This is a genomic window from Leptospira brenneri (assembly GCF_002812125.1).
GTDB classification, from domain to species: domain Bacteria; phylum Spirochaetota; class Leptospiria; order Leptospirales; family Leptospiraceae; genus Leptospira_A; species Leptospira_A brenneri.
On the sequence record NZ_NPDQ01000006.1, the window covers coordinates 110,454 to 134,228 of the forward strand.

Below are 23,775 nucleotides of genomic sequence, written 5' to 3' on the forward strand. Positions count from 1 at the left end.
CAAACTTGATCATCAGGCCATTTTGTCCAAAATGAGACGATTTCCTTTCCTAGCTTATCTTGGCCCCGGACTCTTATATGCGGGTGCGGCCGTTGGTGTTTCCCATCTTGTTCAATCGACTCGAGCAGGGGCCGTGTATGGATACGGTTTACTCTTTGTTGTATTATTTGCCAACTTAATCAAATATCCCTTCTTTGTTGTGGGCACCAGATATACGATTATCACCGGCAAGTCATTGTTAGATGGTTATGAGGCTTTGGGTAGGTTGCCTATTTGGATTTTTTTCCTGATCTCTGTTGGAACGATGTGCATCATTGTGGCCACGGTAACGCTCGTTACTTCTGGATTGTTTTCTAATCTCCTTGGTATTTCCATGGAGCCTTGGTTGCTCTGTGCGATCATTCTGATATTCTGTTTTTTATTACTTGCGATTGGTAAGTTTGAGGCTCTTGACGGACTCATGAAATGGATCGTGGTTTTGCTTACAGTTTCTACTGTTGTGGCGATGATTCTGTCTTTTTACGCTGGGATTCCGAAATTAGAAACTCCTGGAAAAACATTTTCAATTTCTGACTTGGGTGATGTTGCCTTTCTCATTGCCCTTATGGGTTGGATGCCCATCCCGATCGAAGCCGCGGTTTGGCAATCGGATTGGACCTTGGCTAAAAAAACTCCTGATGGGAAACTCCCTCCAATGAAATACGCGATGATCGATTTTAACATTGGTTATATCGGAACTACCTTACTTGCTGTTTGTTTTTTAGCACTTGGTGCCAATATGATGTACAATACCGGAGCAGAATTTTCTTCTCAAGCGGTTAGTTTTGCATCGGAACTTGTACGTTTGTATACTTCTGCGATTGGTTCTTGGTCTTATCCTATCATTCTCATTGCTGCTTTTTTTACTATGTTTTCCACTACGCTCACTTGTTTTGATGCTTACCCTCGCGTTGTATCCAATGCCAGCCGTCGTTTATTCAAACCTTTGGAAAAAATTCCTACAGAAAAACTCTATTGGTATTGGATCATTCTTGTGGGTGTTGGTTCCATTCTCATTTTATTATTTTTTAGAACGAATATGAAGAGTTTAGTCGACTTTGCCACTACTGTTTCATTTTTGAATGCACCGGTTCTTGCTCTTATCCATCATTTGATTTTATTTGGAAAAGAAATTCCAAGAGAAGAAAGGCCCAAACCATGGATGAATTTACTTTCTTGGTTTGGAATTCTATTTCTTTTTGGATTTTCCATCTATTATATCAATATTACATTTTTTTAAAGTATGCAGGGAGAAAAATCACACTCAATATTTTTCTCCCTTTCTCCACTTATTTACTTAATCCTATCGATTCTTTTTTTTCGATTTTTGTGGGAGGTAAATTACCCACACCCAGCGGCCTTACTTGTAGCAGGTATTCTTTCTTTTTTGCAACGAAGGAATCGAAAGATCGTATTTCTTAAGTCTTCCTTTCGTAAAAACTTTGTTTCCGTTTTGCCAGCGATGGAGATCCTTTTTTTTGTAGGGATGCTCATCGCTTCTTGGGCCTATTCGGGAGTTCTCTCGACAATGATCCAAATTGGAATTTTATTTCTCCAACCGGATTATTTTTTACCATCTCTGGCTATTGTTTCTGCTATGGCGGCAATGGTATCTGGTTCTTCCTGGACCACCGCCGGTACGTTAGGTGTGGCACTGATGGGTGTGGCAGAAGTAATCTCTTTCCCACAAACGATGGCAGCAGGGGCCATTGTGAGTGGTTGTTATTTTGGAGATAAACTTTCGCCACTTTCTGACACAACGAACTTAGCTTCGAGTTTAACTCATGTCCCTATCTGGAAACATATCAGGCATATGTTAAAAACAACCTGTATTAGTTTTGGAATTGCGATTCTGGGATTTTATTTTCTAAATCTTTATGTTTGGGATTTAGGACAAACATCCAACGTATCGTTGGAAAATGGTTTTTTAAGTTCGGTGACTTCTTCTTCTGTTTCTTGGTTTAAGTTAATCCCAGTAGTTTTGGTTTTTGGTTCTTCCGTTTTAAAAATGCACATTCGAGTTTCTTTGTTACTTGGAATTGTTTCTGCCATTCTCTTCAACTCGAATGGATTTGAATTTTCATTTGAAATTTGGGAAACCTTAGTTTTTGGATTTGAATCAAATTCAGGAAATGAAGTGTTTGATCGGTTTTTAAGTGGGGGTGGAATCGTTGCCATTTTGCCTACAGAAATTCTCATTCTTGCTGCAGTATGGTTTGGTGCGGTGGTGGAGGGGTATGGATATTTGAATGAAATTCTAATTCAAATAAAAGTTTGGGCCAAAGATAAATGGGATATTTTACTTTCTACAATGGGTACGTCCTTTCTTTTGAACATGGTAACCGCTGATCAGTATTTGTCTTTGGTGATTCCTGCTCGTGCGTTTCGGAGTCTTGCGGAAGAAAAAGGAATCCCTGAAAAAGATATCTCTCGCTCCTTAGAGGATTCGGGAACCATTACTTCCCCCCTCATCCCTTGGAATAGTTGTGGGGCATTTATGTCTACTTCCCTTGGAGTTTCTGTCGTATCTTTTTTACCATTTGTATTTTTTAATTTGATTCATGTTGTTTTAGCCGTATTACTCTTGCTTGTTGCAAAAAATAAATCTAAAAGTTCATAGTTGAACTTAAGAGGTTCACATATAAGAACCTTCGTTTTAACTATAACGAATATTACAGTTTCTTTCTCTGGCTACGTGGTTTATACCTTCCTTCCATGTTGCCAAAAATACTAGATGAAAAAATTCTCTTTCTGATCCAAGAAGCTAGAGCCAAAAACGACCCCAACATTCCCAAGGAACTGTTACCGATTTGGATGGTGGACCGATTGGCTAAAAAAAGGAAAATTACTGACGACGAAAGTTCTGAGATGGTGGTAACAATTCTAGAAGTTTTCCCTAAAATGTGGGCCTTAAGTTTGGGTTATCATATAACCAACGTTCTGGGCTTTTTTGTGACTTATGCCTTCAATCAGTATCGAAACCGGTTTCGCCACAATCAAATTCCAGAATCTGGTGAGTTGTACTTACAACTATGGAACTATGATTTACCCGCAAACGAAGAAGTTCCAGTAGAACTTTTCCAAGAATCGAATCCCCTAAAATCAGAATTAGAAAAGTTATCAACTCTGACCGCTTTGATTTTATCCTTACAATTTGATTTACCTATGAACCAGAATCTAAAACAACTCCTCCTTTGGAAGTTACGCGAAACTGGTCATGACGTTGATGTCTTTTTTCGGAGTTTAGATGAGAGACGTTTTCACCAACGCCAACTTTTATCTCGGCTTTCCGGAATGATCACAAGGTACACAAGGAAACTTTATGAAACAACCGACCCCAATCGTAGGAATTGGTATCTCAAACAAAAGAAACTCTGGATTTTACGTAGGTCAAGAGCCATAGGTCGCAGCTTTTTTTCGGAACGAGAGATCGCAAAGGCTTTAGGAATTTCCAGAAAGGCAGTTCGTAATCATTTGTCACAGGGAAAACATGAACTTCGTAGGGCTGGCAAAGATTTATTGCACTATGCATAAAAATTTGCTTTACATTCAGCAAAATCGAAGGATGTTAATGGCAACACCACCTTCCGAAGGGTTATGAAAATCAAAGTTACCAGTAAAAACGACGTGCACATCATTAAAATTGAAGGTGCCATCAAAGCCGGAAATGAGTTCGAGCTATCTGAAAAGATTGAACAGTACATCAAAAAAGGCCAAGTTCCCAAATTTATTATTGATTTGAAAAAGGTTCCCTTCATCAACTCAGCTGGATTGGGAACGTTTCTCAATATTTACAAACATATTGATGGCCTAAATGGTAGACTTGTATTTGCGAACTTAAATTCCGATATCGAGAACCTAATGGAAATCACAAAGCTTTCCAGTGTTTTCGAGATTTATAAAACTCTGGAAGAGGCTGAAGACTCCTTCGAATATTAATCGCACGAGGCGATTCTAAAAATGAATCCAATCCTGAAGGTAAGTTTAGGAATCGCCAAAACAAAAACTTTTCGTGGACTAGTCGTCCTCTTTCTCCTCTATAAATCCATTTTCAATGCCTTCACAGCAGACCTAGTCATACCCAAACTCATCTCTCAGTTTACCATGGGAAGGATGGAGGGAAATTTTAGAACATTCTCTCTGTTTTTTGGAATTGAGATCAGTGACTTCCGCCTCTATCCGGGAACTCCCTTTGAAAAAGAACCGATAGCAGAGGCGGGACAGATTCGACTTCGTTATAACCTTCCTTTGCTTCTTTTGGGTAAAATCAGAATCTCTGAGATTGGACTTACGAATGCGAAAATCCAAATCGAAGAAAGATTGGGGCAGTGGAATTTTGCGGCTCTCGTCAAAGCTTCCGAAAAACCACAAGAACCAGAACCAGTTAAGGAAGAAACACCACCACTCACTGCAATCAACACCTATCTACCGTTACAGGCCAGTGCCTATATCCATTTGGATTCGGTAGGGTTCCAATTAAAAGGAGATTCGGGGCCACTTCATTTATTTTCCATCCAAGACTTATCTTTGGAAACAGAACTTGAGACAAATCGCTTTACTTCGATTCCGCTTGATCTTTCTATTGTTGACCAAATCGACCATGTCCTTCTTTCCCTCAATGCTTCCAAACCAATTCCGTTGGAAGTTGATTCAAAAGACTTACGGTGGAAACAAACCATTCCTATGTCATTACGGTTTGAATGGGATAGAACCGTGTCTCCAGAGATGTTTCTTTTTAACACAGATATAGGAAAGGATGATATCCTTCTTGAAGTAAAAGGAAAACCGGTTCAATTAGGATTACGACTGTTATCTGATATTCACTACGACAATCAATTAGATAAAATTGGAATCAACCAATTGGATTTGAGAGTTCTTGGTCAGTCTTGGCTCAGTTTGTCTGGCTCCATACTTGATCTTTCCAAAGAAACACCAAAAGTCAATATCCTTGTGGAGAAGTCTGAGATTCAACTTACTTCTCTCCAAAAGTCACTCGACCAACTCCAAGGGATTGTTCCTGAAATGAAGTTATCCGGGAATCTGTCTTTGGAAGGAACTGGGATCCAAGGGAACTTACAAAATGCACAAACAAATGTAAAATTAAAATCATCGCAGTTGTATGTGAAGATGGGAAAATCGAAGGCTCATTCGATCCCTTCTGCACTCGTTGACATTTCTTCTGAATTAAATTTGGCAGAAAGAAAAACCTTAACTGCAGAAAAACCTTTTCCTTATGTAAAATCTTTAAAAATCGCTCCTTCTCATTTGGATTACAATGGAGCTTCCCTAACATTTTTGGGTAACTATTTAGAATCAGAAGGACTGAATTTTCAAGTAAACATAGATAGACTTCAGTTAGGTGATTATGTTTCTGGCCTTGGTGGAAAATTACAGATGGATCTGGGTGTTCTCGGTGAATCGTTTGCCTCTCTTTCCATTCATTCCAATGCAAAAATTGATGGGTTTCGTTACCAATTGGATCGTTCTAGGTCTCCTTCTTCCTTACTTGGTTTGAGTTTGGATTCGATTTTATCTTTTGATCGTCCTTTCGGGCTTTCTGAAATTAAAATATCAAATCTTAAACTCGATCAAAAAACCATGACGGGTAATAAGGCCTTAGAATTGGATTTAAGAGGGGAGGTTCGACCAGGATCGAATCTTTCTGCCAATTTACAACCGTTAGGTTTAAATATTTATACTTCTAATCTTTTGTTAGTCCTTCCATTGGTTTTAAAGGAAAAAATTTCGCCCTTCCAGAATCTTCTTGGGAACCAACCTAAGTTAAAATTAAACGCTAGATATTCTGGATCGGGTTCCAATAAGCAAATCAAAGCAGATCTCGGTGCGGAACTTCCTGGATTGGAAATAAAAGACCTCAAACTTGCCACTGAATTGTCGTTACATGGTGCAGATACTAATGAAATATTCATCAAAACTTTAAAAATGAATGCATTTGGTGGGATTTTTCAAGTTTCAGCAAATGGTAAATTAATAAAAACCGGAAAACCAAAACCACCACTTGGGCCTTATTTTGGAAATTTAGATTTAAACTTTAATTTAAAATCTCCCACCAAACAATACTTAGCAAAAGGTCTTAGTTTTCACGGTGATATGGGTTTGGATCTTAAGGTCCGAGATTATGATATTACTGGAGATTTTCATTCAAAAGTCCCTGCGATATCTTATAACAACCAAAAATGTCCTGGAGAACAATGTCAGGCCTATCTTTTGGAAGAGGTTGTTGCCCAAATTCCCATCCAACACAATTTAGCACGTAGTCACGAAGAAAGTTTAATCGTCGGTGATAAATCAGTTTTTATCAAAAACTATGGTCGTAATCATCCTCCTAACCTAACGATTGGACAAGTGCTTGGAACTCATCCAAGTATTCCAAATTTACCTTTTGAATATGTAAAAAAACAAAAAGATACACCTGGTCTTTCTGCATTTATCGAATACAAAGAAAATTACGCAAACATTGAATCCTTACGATCTAACTCTTTGGATGGACTAGTTCTTGGCAAAAACATGGTATTCAATTTAGGAAATTTAGATCCTAAATCGATGGAGTTTCGAGGAAACTTTCTCATTCGAGACATTGATTTAAAACAACTAATGGCTCCCAAGGTTCGTGATAAAATTGATGATGGAAAACTAAAAGCAGACCTTAATATTGCAGTTAGAGATTTGAGTGAACCTGTTGCAAATCTAGATTTATTTTTTTCGATCTTTCAGATTGGACGTGATTTTGGGAAAAGTGCACTAAACGTTATTTCTCCCCAAAACTTCCTTATTGATCGCATTACCGATAGTTATTCGATTAATAAAATTGATGTTTCTTTGTCTAAGGGGCTTGTGTATGCGGATGTATATTTTAACAGGTCTTTGTTGTCTTTATTGATTAACTTGGAAGATGGTAAAATTTCTCAACAAAGAATGCCACTTGCAAATTTTTTAAAACGCGCACAGAGCGAAATCCAAACATACCAAGAGTGAGGTATTTATGAAACGTCTTATCCTTGTATTTTTAATGTTGGGATGTAAATCCTTTCTAAATTTAAAAGTTCCTCCTATTACCATTACCAATGCACAAACTGCTGCAGAAAAACAAATGGTGGGAGAAGATAGGGAACTAGAGAAAGAAGGATGGATGATTGCATCCATTCAATCTTCCTCCAATGGCCAATCGAATCGTGAAAAATTGGCATCCGAAGATTCTGACCCTGAAATTAAGGCACATAGAATTCGGCTGAATTATCTTTTGCCAGAGTTAAAAAAGTACAAAATGCACGGTATTGTTGGTGAAACACCATTAGGGTTTGTAAAGATAAATCCGCTTGCGACCGGGCTTCCGGCATATTCTAGATATGAAATTCCTGCGAATAAAAAACGTGTGGAAGATGTGATTGTTTTTCTGAATGAATCTAGAAAGATTATTTGGGAAAAGGAAGTCTCTAACCAAAAGAAAAAAGGTAAAAAAGAAGACGAACTTCTTAAATACAAACAATCATTAATAGACGAATATTATAAATCTGTTTCCGTTGGGGAGTTTTTTGAAACAAATACTGGAAGATGGGAGAAGTTCCAATGAAACCAAATTGTCGGTTTCCTTTCTTCTTAATTTTCCTATTTCCCCTTATCTTTCTTAATTGTGTTTTATTTCAAAAAAGTGTAAAAATGACAAATGTCGATTTTGACTATTCGGCAATTTCTAAAAACTATTTTTCTCCAACACAATCAAAACCTTTTCCTTTAACTGTCCAAAGAGGGAATAATTTATACAACTCAACAACAAAAGATGGGAGGTATTTATTTTATGCGACCGACCAAAAAGGAAATTTTGATATTTGGTTTCGAGATTTACAAAGTTCCGTTACTGTTCCTGTAACCAATCATCCATTTTCAGAAACAAAACCTTCTATTTCACCTAACGGAAAGTATTTGGTTTTTGTGTCAGAGGAATTTGATTCTGAAGGTGATATAATTCTTTTGCCTATGGACACTGAAGAGTGGACAAAGGAATTATTAAAAGGGAATCGATTTATTGATGAAAGTTTTGTTAATCTGACAAACAAACCAAACAAAAATGGTGAGTATACAAAGGGGATCATTGATACAGACCCAGTTTGGTCTCCAGATGGAACTACAATTTATTTTATTTCAGATCGTTTTACCCCAGGTTTACCAAACCTTTGTGCGATGAAACTCGACAACCCGAGTCAATTCACATCCATTACTTCTAAGGGTGCCACTTCGCCTTATGTTTCTTCCGATGGGAACTTTATCTATTTCATTTCTTATTTTGAAGACTCCAAAGGAGAGGTTTATCATATTAATTTGAAAACTTCGGAGATCCAAAGAATCACAAAAAATGATTATTTGGATTTTTCTCCAACGGTGGATTCAAAATCAAAGAATTTATATTATGCATCCATTCGAAAAGATACGAATCAAAACGGCAAACTGGATGAAAGAGATCATAGCATTCTTGTGATGATGAACCTGGCAACAGGTGAAGAACGAATTTTATCTTCAGGGGAAACCTCGAATTTCGATGTGCGTTATTCACATTTTAATGGAGGTTCTGTTCTTTTTTCCGCATCATACTTCAATGCTATCAATATCTACTTTATTCCAGAAAATGGTGCGATTCCCAGACAAACAAACATTCGGGAACAATACCAATACGCTAAAACCTTTTCTGGTGGCCAAAGTTTAGAGTCCTATTTTTTGGCTTTGGATTCAGTAGAGTTATTTTATTCTGATGACCCTTTGTTTCCTGTTTATTCAGCAAGAGTTGCCATACTTAAGTATTTATCATTAATTCGCGTGGGAAAACGTGAAGAAGCAAAATCATTTTTAGAGAATTATCGCCATAGAGCAAATTTAGATAAAAATCAGTTTGCTTTAACTCTAGTTCGTTGGGAAGAGTCGAAACAAACAGGAAAAAAATTCGATTTTAACTCAGAAATTCAATCACATTTTTCTTCTAAATGGACCAAAGATGCAGAGGCAATGTTGTATCACCTTCATGCTGATGAGTTGGAAGTAGAAAAAAAAACGGGTTTAGCATTTGATTCTTTGAAGCTGATTTATGACAGATTTCCCGATTATCACCAAATTGATGAAATCAAGCGAAGATTAGGTGGGTATGAATTCAAACCGACATCTCTCGTATTATCTGCACTTTATCAGGAGATGATCCTGGGTTGGGAAAAGGAAAAAACCCGATATTTATCCAATCCTTCCTTACCATTTTCAAATGATCAAAAAAGAGATCTTCGGTTTATCTTAGAAGATGTTACTTTAAAAATATCTGAAAATAGAAATAGTGAGTCTTTGATTTCTTATGTAGATGGTTTGTTAGCCGATCCAGCAGCGGCCCAAATCCCTCAATATATGCTAACTTTAAAGTATTTGAAAGCAAAAGCATTGTCAGATGTTCGTAAGTTTAACGAATCAAATGAGGTTCTTGATTCAATCATTCCGATTCCAATTCAAATCGATTTGGAGCCTCCAGGAAAACCATCTGTCTTTGAAATGCCGCCGTTTATTGCGGCATATAAAAGTCCAATTCTGTTACGTGCTAATTTACTTAAATACTATAATCAAAAAGCGACCGGTAATACTTCAGATGCCCTTCGTAATCTAAAAATTTATTTAGAGTTTTATGATCCAATTCTTGGTGTTGATTTAGGTGCGGAAGATATCCAAAGTGCCTTTTTTTATTTTGAAAACAAAGCAGTCGAGTTTGAAAGGATTGGTGATTTACTCCAATCTTCATTCCATTATTTTTTCAATAACCAAAATATGTTTTTAGTAAAAACTAGAAATTTATATTTAGATTCTCTCTATAAGGAATATGCAATTTATTACCAAAGAAAGATGGTTGATACGATCTTTCTTTACGGGAAAAAAATTCGTGAGGAGGAAGAGAGAGCCTTACTGAACCAATTAAATATTTTGAGTAAAGATAAACTTAATGTGGTTGGAAATTTGTCTGGTTTGACTTCGATCGTTACGGATAACGAACTTCTTCGCGGAGTTGTTGATATCAAAGATTTTGAAAAAATTGAAGTGTTATCAGAAAAGGCACTTAGTTGGACGGAGTTGTATTACAAACAAGCTGTTCCCCGTGCAAGACCTTACTTGGACCTTGCCACGCTTTATGGATATTCTTATTATTTAATCAATAAATACGTTACTTTTGAATCTTATTATTATTCCACAGGAACGATGACTGATGTTCGTAAAGCAGAGATTTTAGAGAATTTTAAAAGAGCAGAATTGGAATTACGTTGGATTATTTATGCTGATCCAACACATTATGATGCTTATCAGTTGCTTGGTTGGTTGTATCAATATGTTGATTTAATCAAAATGCAAAAAAATCAAAAGTCGGGGGAAATTGACTCTGAAGTATATGAAACACTATATAAAAAATATTTCCCTGATAAAAATTTAGAAGCAAACATCGAACTTTATAACCAGATTTTAGTTTTTTTGGGTGATGATTATGGAGATCGTAAAGTAATTTCTGACTTGAATCTAAATCTTGGTAATAACTATTTTCTTCTTAGTAACTTTCCAAAAGCAAATGAAAGTTATCGTAAAGTGGAAGATGTATCATTATATCTTTCTGTCAAAAATCAGTTTGAAGGATACAAACAAGAAGCGATTTATCGTTTTAATTATGGCAAGTCTTTAATTTACCAAGGCCAATACCGAAAAGCATCCGAGCAGTTTTCTAAATCCATCGATATCTATTTTAAAAACGAATACTATCAATCTGTAAATAATTATGCTTCGGAGCCAAATTCAGTGACTCTCGGGCAGTTAAATGGGACACGCTCTAAATTGGCATTGTTGTTTTCTTTAAAAGGACTTTCCGAACTTGAATTTGGAAATTTTGAAGAAGCTATTGTTTCGTTTCAAACAGCCATTGCCTATAATAAAGATGTAAAGTTTATCAATCCCATCAACTTAGCGAATTATTTGGCGATCGCATTTCAAAAAAGTGGTCGTTTCCGCGATTCTTATCAAATGCTCAGTGTGGCCGAGGAAGAATACAACTCAAATAAGGAATCTTTTTTACAAAGGTTTCGTCGGTGGAGTTGGAAAGATATTATTTTTGGTGATAGTTTTCGGGTCATTGGTGATGGCAGGTTTCCAGCTGAGTTCCCGAATGATTTTAAGTATCTACTAACGCTCGGTATACGAATCGAAAATCATATTGAACAAGAAGAATATTCTTCTGCTTTGTCAGAGATTAAAACAAGGAATGATCTCATTACTTCAAAAGATTTGGACGATACCATCATTGGGAAAAACATTTTAGCAAAATCTAGACAAGTTGAAGCGCAAATTTATCAAAAAAGCCAACTGCAGCTTGAAGCCGTAAATCATTATGATGAGTTGGCAGACATTCTTTTGGAGAATCTTGCAAGTAAGGGTTTTGAGAAATTATTTCAAAACTATGGGCATTCTGTTTATTCCTTACAGGAATCCCCTGAATTCACTTTGGAAACAAAACAGAATGTTTTGAATCAATTCCTTACAAAACTTACTCTCTGGAGAGATCGCACATTATCGTCTTGTTCCGAAGAAAATGAATCTTGTGAGAATCAATTTCGAATTGCGAATCCAAAATTTGATATTGTTTACGGAACTGCCTTATACTATTCTTCTCTTTTGCTAGAAGAACAAGGGAAAGATTACCAGCTCATTCTGGCAAAGGCTGCTCAGTTGTTGGAAAACCCCGGGCTTGTTGATCCCAAAGTAGTGGGTTTGCCAAGTGATCCAATTTCGCGTCAAACAAGAGTCCGTTTGAGTTTAAATCTATACTCTGTTTATATGAAGTTAGGTGATTTTCCGATGGCAGAAAAAAAATGGAAAGAAGCATCTGAACTTGCCTATGAATTTCGATTGGACGAAGAGATGTTTTGGGTCAATGCACAAAGATTTAAATGGGAAAAAACACGTAACATAAAAGAGAGAAATTCAAGTTACCTTAGTTATGGAAAAGATGCGATTCAAACTTACCAAAACAATTTAAATGTTCGTCTTTTTTCTCCTAAACATCGTTTGGTTGATTTTTTGGAATCTTATTCAGATGTTCATCTGGATTCTCTTGAATTAAAAGGGCTTGTCAATCATTGGGAAAATTTTAGAAGTTTAGAATTGTTTAGAGATTTGGTTTCTGCTCAATTTGAGTTTGAAGATTCTAAATTAAATCTTTATTACCAAGACTTACTAAAATGGGTTAAAAATTATCGTAAACTCACTCAATCCATATCAGACAAAACATTAAAACGAGAATCTGTTACAAGTGCTTTAAAACAAGAAACATTAGAAGTTCAGAATTTAGACGGAATCTTAAACAAACTAAAAACAGTTTCCCCAGAAAGATCAACATTTTTAGAACCCAAACGATCTGTCTCTGACTCATTCCCAAGCGGATGGATGGGGCTGTATCCAACGAATCAATCGGTTCATTTTTTATATACATCACAAGGGAAACTAAAAAAAGAATCCTGTGAAAATTCGGAAGAAATTCATCTTTGTTCGCCAAAACTAACGGATCCTTTTTTGCGTTTGCAGATTCTAGGGAAAAGAGTTAACGGAAATTTGGTGAATTCGGTTATCTCTGATTACAAAAGTTCTAATATTTCTCCGGTTATTTTATTTGATAGAACTCATAATGATTTATTTCCCGAAAGGAATGAGCGTAGGCTTAAGTGGGTTACCGTATACGGAGATTTAGGTAAAAATAATAAAGATATTACGAATCTTCGCCATTTGGCGTCTGGAAATTTAGGTGTTTATCTTTATGATACAGACTATTTGGTTACGAATCGTTCGCTCGAAAAACAAACTAGTTTGTTTGGAGATGAAAAGTCTCATATCCTGCCGCTACGTGAAATCTTCCAAGGGAACGGGTCAGAAATTTCTGTTATCGGTTTAGGCGAATCAAATTTTAATACTCCAAAACAATGGAATCTTCTCAGTAAAATCTACGAAATCCTTCGTTCCAAAAGAATCCAAAATATTGTTTCCTATCCAAAGGATTCAAATGAAGATTTTTCTTCGATGAAACTTAGCCGATTTGCAAGTGATAAGGATCGTTTGTTGATTGGAAACTGGAAAGAGTTTTCAATTTCAAAAGATGGGTTTAGTAAAAAGGCAGAAGAACTAATCGAATCTGGCTTTCAAAAAGAAAAGACAAAAGAGTTTGTAGATGCTTATGAAAGTTATTATACTGCTTCTACTCTTATGGATGATAACAACCCTTCTTTGCCGTCTTTAGAATTAAAATTAGCAAAACTAAAAACGGAAATATTTCCTAATGTTCCTCGAAGGTCGATCTTTAGACCACTTTGGATTAAGTATGCTAGTTCCAATTTCCAGAACCAAATTCGTTATGAATACTTAGTTTCCTGTCTGTCATCGAAGGATAAAGAAGAATGTAAATACAACTCTTCTGAGTTTATAGGTGAGGAAAAGGACTCCTATTTGGGTGCACTAGGATTTTATGCAGAGCTTCGTAGTGGAAAAGTAAAAGACCTTACTTCTAAAAATGAACTTAGGTTTAAGGTAGAAAATAAAGAAGATCCGTTTTTACAAGCTTACCGATTGGGCACCTTGTATATACAAAACTATTTGTTTTATGAAGCAGAAGCAGAAACAAGTAGGCTGTCAAAACTTGCAAAAACGCCAAAAGAAAAAACTGTCGTCAAAAATCGGATTTTGGAATTATATTTTCACAAAGGATTTTTGTTAGGCGATAAGGATATTTACTTAACACCACTTACCTCTACTTCTGCATACAATTATGGATTTAAAAAGGATTGGAAAAATTTTGATGAAAAAGTTCTTTCTCGAGATTTTACAAAATTCGGGTATGCAGATTCTATTTATGATTCTTATCGATTGAGATTGTATTCTGCTTGGAAGGAACAGATCCAAACCGGCTATTTTGAACCGATGTCACTAACTCCAGAATATTTGACAAGTGGCGATTCTGTGATTACCAAACTTTCACATCTAAATAAAACTTTGTTGTTCCATTTACTTTTGAGTTCCATCCCTTTTCAAAAGAATAAAGAAGTGAATTCTTTGATTGAACTTTTGGTAGCAGAAGAATTAAAAGAAGGTCGAAATTATAGAACTTTATTTTTTCGTTTGGAATTGGCAAAGGCTTTATTACTTCGTGGTGAATTAGAGATGGCAGAATCTTTGGTTTCGAAGATACAAACCATGGATAAGGATTTAGGTGAGGGCAATCGTTTTTGGCAAGAAAGATGGAGTGATTTTAAGTGGAAATTTGATTATCTAAAAAACCAGCCATCAACTTCTACGCATCCAAGTCCTTTCTTAAAGATGTTTCAAATCGCAAAATCCAAAAAACCGGAAGACTATATTTCTCTTCTAAACGACTTCAATAAGAAATATCGTGGTGAATTTCTAAGTCCTGAGTTAAAAGAAGAATATGAGTTTTTGTTTCATTTCCTCTTACAACAAAGTTTGGAAAAAAATAGTTCTGAAAGTTTTTTTGACTTAGCGGTAGCTCGTGAGATTTTTCGTTTTACTTCAGAGCGGTTCTCCGATACTGAAATGTATGTAAAACAAATCCCGAACTTCGAAGTTTATTCAGAAAGACTCAAGAAGAAGATGGTTGGAAAACAAGAATTCCACGGTTTGTTTGATCTTGGGAAAAAAACATATCTCTTAAGTTTTGCTTCGGGTAAGTCTCTTGGTCGTGAGATGTTTTCTGACAATAAATCTATTTACAGGGAATCTGTTCGATACTTCCGTTCTGCCGAGTCAGGCAGCCAAGAAGTCATTTTAAGAGAATCCTTAACTGATAAATATAGGACGAGTTTTCGGTTCAATAAATCCAATAGACATTATATCTATAGTGCAGGAATTCACGCTGTTGTTCCTATGGTTTTGCCAGATACTGAATACTATGCAGTATCTTCTGTATCTGATTTTCTTTTGAATCCTTCGATTAAATTTAGTGTGACCTCTCCCAAAAAACCTGATGTTTCAATGGTTGGTTGGAAATCTTCATTAGAGAATGAAGTAAGTGCCGGTTTACTTGGTTGGGAGACAAACGGGAAAAAGGATGGTTATTCCCCATATAGCATTAATTTTGCGGAAATTGGTTGGTGTCAGAATAACTGTTTGTGTATTGGGGATCGTCCCTTACTCACTCTTTCTGGAAAAAACGACAACACTGCCACTTTATATGCAAACCAAAAGATGGGAACCTCTGCCCAATATACAAATGATTTTAGCGGAGTTGCATATTACCTCGGCCGTGAAAATTCAGGACTTTTTGTTTTACATTCGGGGATACAAGCCGGTGTTCATAATTTGTTTTTCCTGAAACAGTTTTTACAAGCCGGCGACTTGCCCAAACCATTACACGTCCGTTTGGTGGAAGGAAAAGAAGCAGCTAGAAATTCGGCAATTGATGATCGCTTTTGGATTGGGTATAAACTCTATACTTCAGCGATGATCGAAGATTAATTTTTTTTGTTTAAGAATTCTTGTCTAGATTCTTCTGGTAAATCAAAGAGTTTTTTCACTTCTTTATGAAATTGCCTGAAGTTGTTTCCTGATTGAGTAAACAAGGATTCAAAACTAACTTCACCGGAATGGTAACGTAAGGAACCAAGGAAGTCTTCGTTATTCCATTCCCTTGTTAAGAACTCTTGTGATTTTTCTTCCGGTACTAATTTTTTATCTATCACTTCTTCTTTGAATCTTTTAATGATGATTTGTTTTTGAATGAGTTTCTTCTCTGAGTCCAAGGACGAAGAATACAAAACTTTTAATTCTTCCGCATATTTTTGTAAAAGTTTCAAAGTTACTTCTCTACGGATTTTTTCTTTTTTGAATTTTTGTAAATGGGAGCTAGTTTCTCCTTCTTTTTTTGTGTAATAGATTTCGATTCCTTTTTCTTCCACATAACTTGCATAAGACTCGTTTAGTGTTGAGTCTCCCGGTAAATAAACTGTTGCATGGGCCATTTCGTGAATCACAAGCCCCACGAGTCGATGATCCGACCAGTTCAGTTGCGGGGACAAAACCGGGTCAGAAAACCAACCAAGTGTCGAGTATCCACCGATGGCTCGGATCCGAGTATCATATCCTTCGGATTGTAATTCTTTTTCTAGAGAGACTGCCATTTGTTTATCGAAGAAACCTTTATAGGGAACAGTTCCTGCTATGGGAAACCACCATGTATAGGATTTCAGTTCTAATGCTTCAGAGGCACTGACATTCCATCCAATTTCTTCTCGATCTAATTTTGTGAAGTATTCAAACCCGCCTTTTTCATTTAATGCGAGTTCCCCGATGGCGAAATTTCTAACATCTCTGATTAAATTTAATTTTTGTTTTGTTTTTAAATCCAACTCCGGTAGGTTTAGAATATCTTCGATTTTTTCACGACCCAAGATAATGGACGATTGTTCCTTACCTAAATGAAATAAATACGGTAAACAACCAGTAAGAAAAATGGGGAATAGTAAAACGGTGAATATTCTTGGAATCTTTTTGGTTCGACAAGGATGGGGAATCGACAAAAGTGGAAGTGGTTTTGGCATTCTATGGAAAGAAAAACTTCGATTCCGCCAGTCGTCTACATTAACTTTGCCTTAGTTTTTGTACTTTTGTTCGCCATATTCTTTCCGGAGATTCGATCGGCGGTGACAAAACTGTTTGCTTCCCCAAAACCGATTTCTTCCAGCAAACAAACCCAGGCCATTCAAATCCAAACAAGTTTTCGCAATGTGTACCGCGAAGCACAACAATTTGTAGTTTCAATCCGTACGAAAAAAACAGAGATGATTTTTCATCCTTATGCTTTTGGCGAAAGTAGAGAGGATCGAATTTCCTCCATCGGTAGTGGCTTTATCATCGATGAAAGGGGATTTGTTGTTACAAATTACCATGTCATCAAAAATGCAGAAATTATAGAAATTATCATGTCGGATGGACGGATTTTTCCTGCTCGTTATGTAGGGAGCCATGAACGTGCCGATATCGCTCTTCTTAAAATCCCAAGTAACGACCGTTTTACTCCCGCATTTTTAGGTAACTCAGATGAAATTGAAGTGGGGGACTGGGCCATTGCCGTAGGGTCCCCATATGGGTTGGAAAAAACATTCACTGTCGGTGTGGTTTCTGCCAAGTCACGAGAGGATTTGGATGAGACGGGCCAGACTCATATCCAGACAGATACCGCGATCAATCCAGGTTCCAGTGGGGGTCCTCTTTTGAATATTTACGGGGAAGTTGTGGGAATCAATCGTATGATCCGTTCTTCCTCTGGCGCAAGTGCTGGGATTGGATTTGCCATCCCCATCAATTACGCCAAGCGGGTGCTTCGCCAGATTGAGCAAAATGTAGGCCAGAACATTCGACCAGCAACTCTCGGAGTCATGGCAACCGCTCCGCTTCCTGACCATAGACGTTCTCTCGGCATTCCTGGGGAAACTGTGGGGGTTTTGGTTTATGATATTGAGCCCAATTCCTCCGCAGAAAAAGGAGGGCTTCGGCGATATGACTTCATTGAGGGCGCCAACGGGCTCCAGATCCGTCATATCAATGATTTACGAGAACAAGTGGGACTTGTTGGTCTCGGGGGCGTCTTACGGTTGAAGATATTACGGGATACCCAAGAGATGGAATTATCGATCCCTTTGGTCGAAGCCGCCTATAAAAAAGGCCCGTAAATTTTATGAGAAGAAATATAGTCCACTCGGGTGCTGATGCACTCATTTATGAAATCCGCCAGATTGTTGCCCTTGCGAAACAGATTGAAGCAATGGGGGTAAACATTACCTGGGAAAATATTGGAGACCCAATCCAGAAAGGAGAATCCATTCCAGATTGGATGAAAGACATCGTCAGTGGGCTTGTCGCCCAAAACAAATCTTGGGCCTATACGGCGACACAAGGCGATGAAACCACTCGTAAATTTTTAGCATCAAAGGTCAATGAAAGAGGTGGGGCTCAAATTACCTCGGAAGATATTTTATTTTTTAACGGCCTTGGTGATGCTGTTGCCAAAATTTTTGGATTTATGAGAAGAGAGGCAAGGATACTTGGACCTTCTCCCGCCTATTCTACGTTATCTTCTGCAGAAGCAGCACATTCTGGATATGAACATCTAACTTATGAATTAAATCCAGACAATGATTGGATGCCCGATTTAGAAGACATTGAAAATAAAGTAAAATACAATGATTCGATTGCAGGAATCCTCCTCATCAATCCAGACAATCCTACTGGTGCAGTTTATCCTAAAGAGGTGATGCGAGAGATTGTTAAAATTTGTGAGAAGTATGATATTATACTCATCTGCGATGAAACCTATGCCCACGTAAATTATTCTGAATGGGGGAGCATCCATTTATCCGAAGTCATCGGTGATAAGGTTTGTGGTTTTGCTCTTCGGTCAATTTCCAAAGAATACCCATGGCCTGGTGCTCGTTGCGGTTGGATTGAAGTCTTCAACAGAAAAAATGATCCAACATTTGAAAGATACATTAAGTCATTGTTAGATGCAAAAATGTTGGAAGTTTGTTCCACTACACTACCGCAACTTTCAATTCCTCTTGTTTATTCTCATCCAGAGTTTTTGAATCATTTAAAGTTTCGAAATAACAAATTCAAAAAAAGAGCAGAGAAGGCAACCGCGGCTCTAACGGGGATTCCTGGAGTTAAGGTCATCCAACCAAAGGGTGCGTTTTATTTAACAGTTCTCTTTGAAGACGGGGCTTTGAAACCGCATATGACGCTTCCCATATCCAATACCAAGGTTGGTGACTTTGTGGCACCCCTTATGAACAAAGCGGCGTTGGATAGAAGATTCGTTTTGCATTTGTTAGCTTCTGCTGGGATTTGTGTGGTTCCGCTCAGTTCATTTTGTTGTGATCGTAATGGGTTTCGTGTCACCTTACTTGAGGAAGACGAAGCAAAGTTTGAATGGATTTATGTTACACTCGCAGAAAATATAAGGAAGTATTTAGCATCCTAAATGAATTCTCGCGGAAGGTATAAAATTGGAATTTTCGATTCAGGGCTCGGAGGACTTTCTGTACTCCGAACCTTATGGAAGGAAACATCTAATATTGATTATATCTATTTTGGTGATTTGATTAATTCTCCATACGGTCAAAAATCAAAATCGGAAGTATTGGAACTTTCGAAAAATGCCTTCGAATACTTAATTGAAAAAGATTGTGAAGCCGTTTTGTTTGCTTGTAATACTGCTACGGCAGCGGCAGCAGATTTTCTTAGAGCTAAACATTCTGTTCCTATTTTTGGAATGGAACCTGCATTAAAACCAGCGGTGAACCAAAATCCTGGAGTCAAAATTGCAGTATTTGCAACTGATCTCACTTTAAAAGAAGATAAGTTCAAAAACTTAGTATCTGGATTTCCTTTGGGAACTGAGATTCTTCCTGTTCCGTGTGAAGGACTTGCAAAACTCATTGATAAAGATCTTTGGGAAGAGGCTTGGGATTTGTTTGATTCTAAGATCAAAACAGTTGTTAAAGATTGTGATGTTTTTGTATTAGGTTGTACCCATTATGTTTTTTTAAGAGAACGAATCCTCTATAATTACCCAAAAGTAAAAGTTTATGACGGGAATTTGGGAACAACTCTTCATATGAAACGAATTTTAAATCTTCCCGATTTCCAAGAGAACAAAAACCAATTAGATATCCTTTTAAATACTTCTGACTCTGATTATGTACATCTTGCCGGAAGAATAGCAAAAACAATCACACCCAATCATACACTCTCCCTGATTAATACTACTATAGGAAAACTTCATGTCTGATTCAAATAAAGTTACATACAAAGATGCAGGTGTTGATACCGAAAAAGGTCAAGAGTTTGTAAAAAGAATCAAAACAAATGTGGCATCTACTCACAATAAAAATGTTTTAGGTGGTCTTGGTGGTTTTGCTGCCTGTTATGATGTTAGTTTTTTAAAATCCTATCAAGAACCTATTTTACTTTCGGGAACCGATGGTGTTGGGACTAAGTTACAGATTGCACGCTTATTAGATATCCATGATTCTGTTGGGATTGATCTCGTGGCGATGTGTGTGAATGATATTCTTGTGAATGGAGGAAAACCTTTATTTTTTCAAGACTACATTGCCTGTGGAAAATTATTTTTACCTCGAATGGAAGCCATTGTTTCGGGAATAGTAAAAGGTTGTTCTTTGGCTGATTGTGCTTTAGTGGGTGGCGAAACTGCAGAACATCCAGGTGTGATGCCTGACGATGAATATGATTTAGCTGGATTTGTAGTGGGAGTCGTTGAAAAACAAAAAATGATCGATGGAAAAACCATTAAAGCTGGCGATTCCATCATTGGACTTGGTTCTTCCGGTCCACATAGCAACGGTTTTTCGCTCATTCGAAGATTGTTGATTGGAGATGGAAAATTACCTTCATCTTCTGCCGAATTGGAATTTTTAAAAGATCATGTTTTTAAACCTACAAAAATTTATGTAAAAACAATTTTGTCTTTAATTGAAAAGTTTTCGATTAAAGGAATGGTTCATATTACTGGGGGTGGGTTTTATGAAAATATTCCCCGAGTATTGCCAAAAGGTATCGGTGCAGAAATTAATCAGCTTCCAGAAAGTTATGTTTTTTCTAAGTTAGAAAAAGACCATTCTTTGGATCGTCATGATATGTATGGAACCTTTAATATGGGAATTGGATATATTCTCGTTGTTGATTCCAAATCGGTAGATTCTGTTTTATCTGAATTGCAGTCTTTGGGTGAGTCAGCGTATTTGATTGGTCAGACAGATTCAACTGGCAAAATCACAATTAAGTAGTTAACGGAAAACTAACCTTAAAAATTGTCCTTCCTTGTGTTGATTCGAATTCAACGTTTGCATTATGCCGATTGGCAATTTCTTTAACAAGATACAACCCAAGTCCGAGTCCATCGCCTGTGGTTTTGGTAGAGAAAAATGGCATAAATATTTTTGAATGGTTCTCTTGCGCAATTCCAATACCTGAGTCTTCAATTTCCACATAGATGGTATCGGATCTCTTGAAACTTCGAATTTGTAGTGTTCCTTTGACTGCTACTGCTTGAATAGAGTTCCAAATAATTTGACTCCAAAGTTGGATTAGGTCTCCCTGGATACACCTAACATTCCCGCTATACTCTAAATTTAAAATCAGATTGATGTCTCTTAAGAAATGTTCTTTATAGAGAGATATTGCTGAGTGGATTGTATCGGTTAATGAATAATCATTGAGTTCTAAGTTGGATTGTAATCCCGCAAAGTTTTTTAATGTATATGTAATTTTTGAGAGTCTCTTTACTGAATATAAAATATGTTCTGAAGATTGTTTTACGAGTAATAATCTGCGGAGGATTTGAAAGTCATTCTGATTGCGGATCACTGATTTGATTTTTGATATGGCTGAATTTGTAAGATTACGGATTCCTGAATCAACAAATAACTCTGCAAGCTCCTCTTCAAATGGAAGCGAATGTAATTTGAAATTTTCAATCATTGTTTTGCGAGCTTGTCGATTGGAAAGACCAGTCAGAATCCGTAGGCCTCCAGATTCATTATCAAGGATAAACTGTATTAAATCGTTAACACGAATGCTAGATTCCTGAATTTTTTCTTCTTCCCATTCCGAAACTAATGTTTCTACGGAAGACTTGATCATTCCAATTGGATTGTTGATTTCATGTGCGAGTCCAGAAACAAGTTGTCCGAGAGAAACCATCTTCTCGTTCTGAATTAGTTTTTGTTGTGCTTCTCTTAAAGCAAAGAGTGCAGAGTTTAATTCAAAGTTACTTGCCTGGAGTTCTTTGGTCCTTGCTTTTACTTTTTCTTCCAAAGATTTGTTTAATTCTTTGAGTTCGATTTCTGCAGAAAGTTTGGATGTTTGATCAATACCAATCCAAATAATTTGAGAAGGTTCGTTTCGATTGTCCCGAATGATCCCAAGTCTCCACTCTAAATAAATAATTTTATTAAAAGTTGTTACACAGCGTAAAATTAAACTTTCAGCAATTTTTTGGATTTCGTTTACATCATCTAATACTTCTTTTAGATAATCTCGATCTTCTGGGAGTAAAATTACGTCTTGGATGTATCTCCCGAACACTTCGTTTTTTCTGAGACCTAAAATAGATTCGGCTGCTGAATTGATACTTTCGATCATTCCCTTGGCATCGGTTAATAAAATTAAATTTGCTGCATTGTCGAAGACAGTGGTGTTCAGATTTTTTTCTTGTAATAAAGAAATTTCCGTTTTTTTGGATTTGGTAATGTCAAGAGCAACTACATCTATTCGTTTTTCAATTCCAAGAATATCAAAGGAAACATTTACATAGTGTTCTGTCCAAATCAATGAACCATTTGCATGGATCATTCTTAATACAATGGGTGAATTCCCGGCATAGAGTTCTGAAATTTTATGTTGGTCTTCTTGGATGACTATGTCTTTAAAAAAGTTTGGATTTTCATAAAAATAGTTTAACCCATAACCTGTGATCTCTTCCATTTTGGGGCTTATATAAGATGTTTTCGGTTCTGGTAAAAATTCAATATTATAGATAATTGCAGGAAGTTGGTTGTACATAATCAGAAGCCGAACGTTGACATCTTTAATAGTTTTTTGAAGTAATTCTAATTCTCCAAGAGATAAGTTTAATTTTTTTGTCTGAATGTTGAAATTGAAAAGGATACAACCCACTCCAAACAAAAACATAAACAATGTATTTATAATATAACCGAGAGGTCTATACCATTCTAAACTAAATAAATATGGGAAAGTGATTCTTTGTAGGGCAATGATGAGGCAAACTGTCAGGAAAAAAATACGAAAAATTTTGGGATAAGTATCTAATTTAAAAACGATAATTCCAAATAAAATGAGTGTACCTGCGTTAAAAATGGAGGAGGGTAAGGCTTGCCAAAAAAAATCTAGATCTGTTAGAAGGAATGAAACAAACAATACGTAAATGAAAATCGAAAATAGAAAGATGAGAAGAGGATTTGTTTTTTTAACTATGATAGGGAAAATGGCGGCAATTAAAAGATAGGATCCGAAAATAGAACAACTTTCTGAGAAGAAAAAGAATATAATTTCGTTTCCTTCTCCAAATATAAAAAGTGCAAAGTTTCTAAAAACTAAAACTCCTAGAAAAATTGCTGTGTAACCAAGTCTTACTTCTGATCTTGATTGTTTGGAAAGAAAATAGATGATGATCGCCATCGAAGTATTAAATACTACTGAGATGACAGTAATGGCAAATATTACGTTTACTTCAAAAGGAAGCATCGTTTTCGAATAACTCCGCTACTTGTTTGATTAACTGTTCATTGTTGAAAGGTTTCGCCATCCAAGCATCCGCTCCATTGAATAATGCATTGGCAATGATCTCGGGTTTGTCTTCCCCTGATAAAACAATGATTTTAAAATTTTTATCATTGATTATTCTTTTTGACTCTTGGATTAGTTTGACTCCGCTGAGTCCAGGCATATTGAAATCGAAGATTCCTAGTCGAATAGAGGAATCTGATTTCAGAATTTCTAAAGCTTTTTCTCCATTGTTACAAGTTGTTACGGAATGTCCCTGACTACTAAGGGCTAACCTAACTATATTTAAAACAGTTGGAGAATCGTCTACTACAAGGATCGATGACATTTTTTCCC

Annotated in this window: 14 protein-coding genes; 11 read left to right on the forward strand and 3 right to left on the reverse strand. The window is 36.6% G+C overall.

Annotated elements, in window-relative coordinates:
- Nucleotides 1–31 precede the first annotated feature (31 nt).
- The 7 genes from CH361_RS13665 to CH361_RS13695 all read left to right on the forward strand — a co-directional run bounded on the left by CH361_RS13665 (nucleotide 32) and on the right by CH361_RS13695 (nucleotide 15,573).
- Nucleotides 32–1,279 carry an Nramp family divalent metal transporter gene (locus CH361_RS13665; protein ID WP_100791374.1) on the forward strand — a complete coding sequence of 416 codons (1,248 nt, stop codon included), beginning with the start codon at nucleotides 32–34 and terminating at the stop codon, nucleotides 1,277–1,279.
- Nucleotides 1,280–1,282: 3 nt separating this feature from the next.
- Nucleotides 1,283–2,659 carry a Na+/H+ antiporter NhaC family protein gene (locus CH361_RS13670; protein WP_208861440.1) on the forward strand — a complete coding sequence of 459 codons (1,377 nt, stop codon included), beginning with the start codon at nucleotides 1,283–1,285 and terminating at the stop codon, nucleotides 2,657–2,659.
- Between the two features lie 95 nt (nucleotides 2,660–2,754).
- A complete protein-coding gene (locus CH361_RS13675) occupies nucleotides 2,755–3,573 on the forward strand; it encodes an RNA polymerase subunit sigma-70 (protein ID WP_100791375.1) in 819 nt (272 codons plus the stop codon).
- Nucleotides 3,574–3,636: 63 nt separating this feature from the next.
- Entirely contained in the window at nucleotides 3,637–3,978 is a 342-nt protein-coding gene (locus CH361_RS13680; protein WP_002989181.1) for an STAS domain-containing protein, read from the forward strand.
- A 21-nt stretch (nucleotides 3,979–3,999) separates the two neighbouring features.
- Nucleotides 4,000–7,035 (forward strand): LIC_11026 family protein, encoded by a 3,036-nt coding sequence (locus CH361_RS13685; protein WP_100791376.1) that lies wholly within the window; start codon nucleotides 4,000–4,002, stop codon nucleotides 7,033–7,035.
- A 7-nt stretch (nucleotides 7,036–7,042) separates the two neighbouring features.
- Nucleotides 7,043–7,630, forward strand: coding sequence for a DUF1318 domain-containing protein (locus tag CH361_RS13690; RefSeq protein ID WP_100791377.1), 588 nt, complete (start codon nucleotides 7,043–7,045; stop codon nucleotides 7,628–7,630).
- Nucleotides 7,631–7,716: 86 nt separating this feature from the next.
- Nucleotides 7,717–15,573 (forward strand): PD40 domain-containing protein, encoded by a 7,857-nt coding sequence (locus CH361_RS13695; protein ID WP_100791530.1) that lies wholly within the window; start codon nucleotides 7,717–7,719, stop codon nucleotides 15,571–15,573.
- Here the strand turns inward: CH361_RS13695 and CH361_RS13700 are convergent.
- Nucleotides 15,570–16,655, reverse strand: coding sequence for an aminopeptidase (locus tag CH361_RS13700; RefSeq protein WP_100791378.1), 1,086 nt, complete (start codon nucleotides 16,653–16,655; stop codon nucleotides 15,570–15,572). The two genes, CH361_RS13695 and CH361_RS13700, sit on opposite strands and share 4 nt — an antisense overlap.
- A 3-nt stretch (nucleotides 16,656–16,658) precedes the next feature.
- Here CH361_RS13700 and CH361_RS13705 point away from each other — a divergent pair, with 3 nt between their 5' ends.
- From CH361_RS13705 to purM, 4 genes are read left to right on the forward strand one after another with little or no spacing between them, the layout of a single operon-like run.
- Nucleotides 16,659–17,786 carry a S1C family serine protease gene (locus CH361_RS13705; protein ID WP_100791379.1) on the forward strand — a complete coding sequence of 376 codons (1,128 nt, stop codon included), beginning with the start codon at nucleotides 16,659–16,661 and terminating at the stop codon, nucleotides 17,784–17,786.
- A 5-nt stretch (nucleotides 17,787–17,791) separates the two neighbouring features.
- Nucleotides 17,792–19,093 (forward strand): pyridoxal phosphate-dependent aminotransferase, encoded by a 1,302-nt coding sequence (locus CH361_RS13710; protein ID WP_100791380.1) that lies wholly within the window; start codon nucleotides 17,792–17,794, stop codon nucleotides 19,091–19,093.
- Nucleotides 19,094–19,903, forward strand: coding sequence for a glutamate racemase (gene murI, locus CH361_RS13715; RefSeq protein ID WP_100791381.1), 810 nt, complete (start codon nucleotides 19,094–19,096; stop codon nucleotides 19,901–19,903).
- Nucleotides 19,896–20,921, forward strand: a complete 1,026-nt coding sequence (gene purM / locus CH361_RS13720; protein WP_100791382.1) for a phosphoribosylformylglycinamidine cyclo-ligase — start codon at nucleotides 19,896–19,898, stop codon at nucleotides 20,919–20,921. Before murI ends, purM begins: the two co-directional genes overlap by 8 nt.
- On the opposite strand, the gene CH361_RS13725 is transcribed toward purM, so the two are convergent.
- On the reverse strand, nucleotides 20,914–23,400 hold the full coding sequence (locus CH361_RS13725) for a PAS domain-containing sensor histidine kinase (RefSeq protein ID WP_100791383.1): 2,487 nt from the start codon (nucleotides 23,398–23,400) through the stop codon (nucleotides 20,914–20,916). The genes purM and CH361_RS13725 overlap by 8 nt on opposite strands.
- A complete protein-coding gene (locus CH361_RS13730; protein ID WP_100791384.1) occupies nucleotides 23,387–23,767 on the reverse strand; it encodes a response regulator in 381 nt (126 codons plus the stop codon). The genes CH361_RS13725 and CH361_RS13730 overlap by 14 nt, the downstream gene beginning before the upstream one ends.
- Between the last annotated feature and the right edge of the window lie 8 nt (nucleotides 23,768–23,775).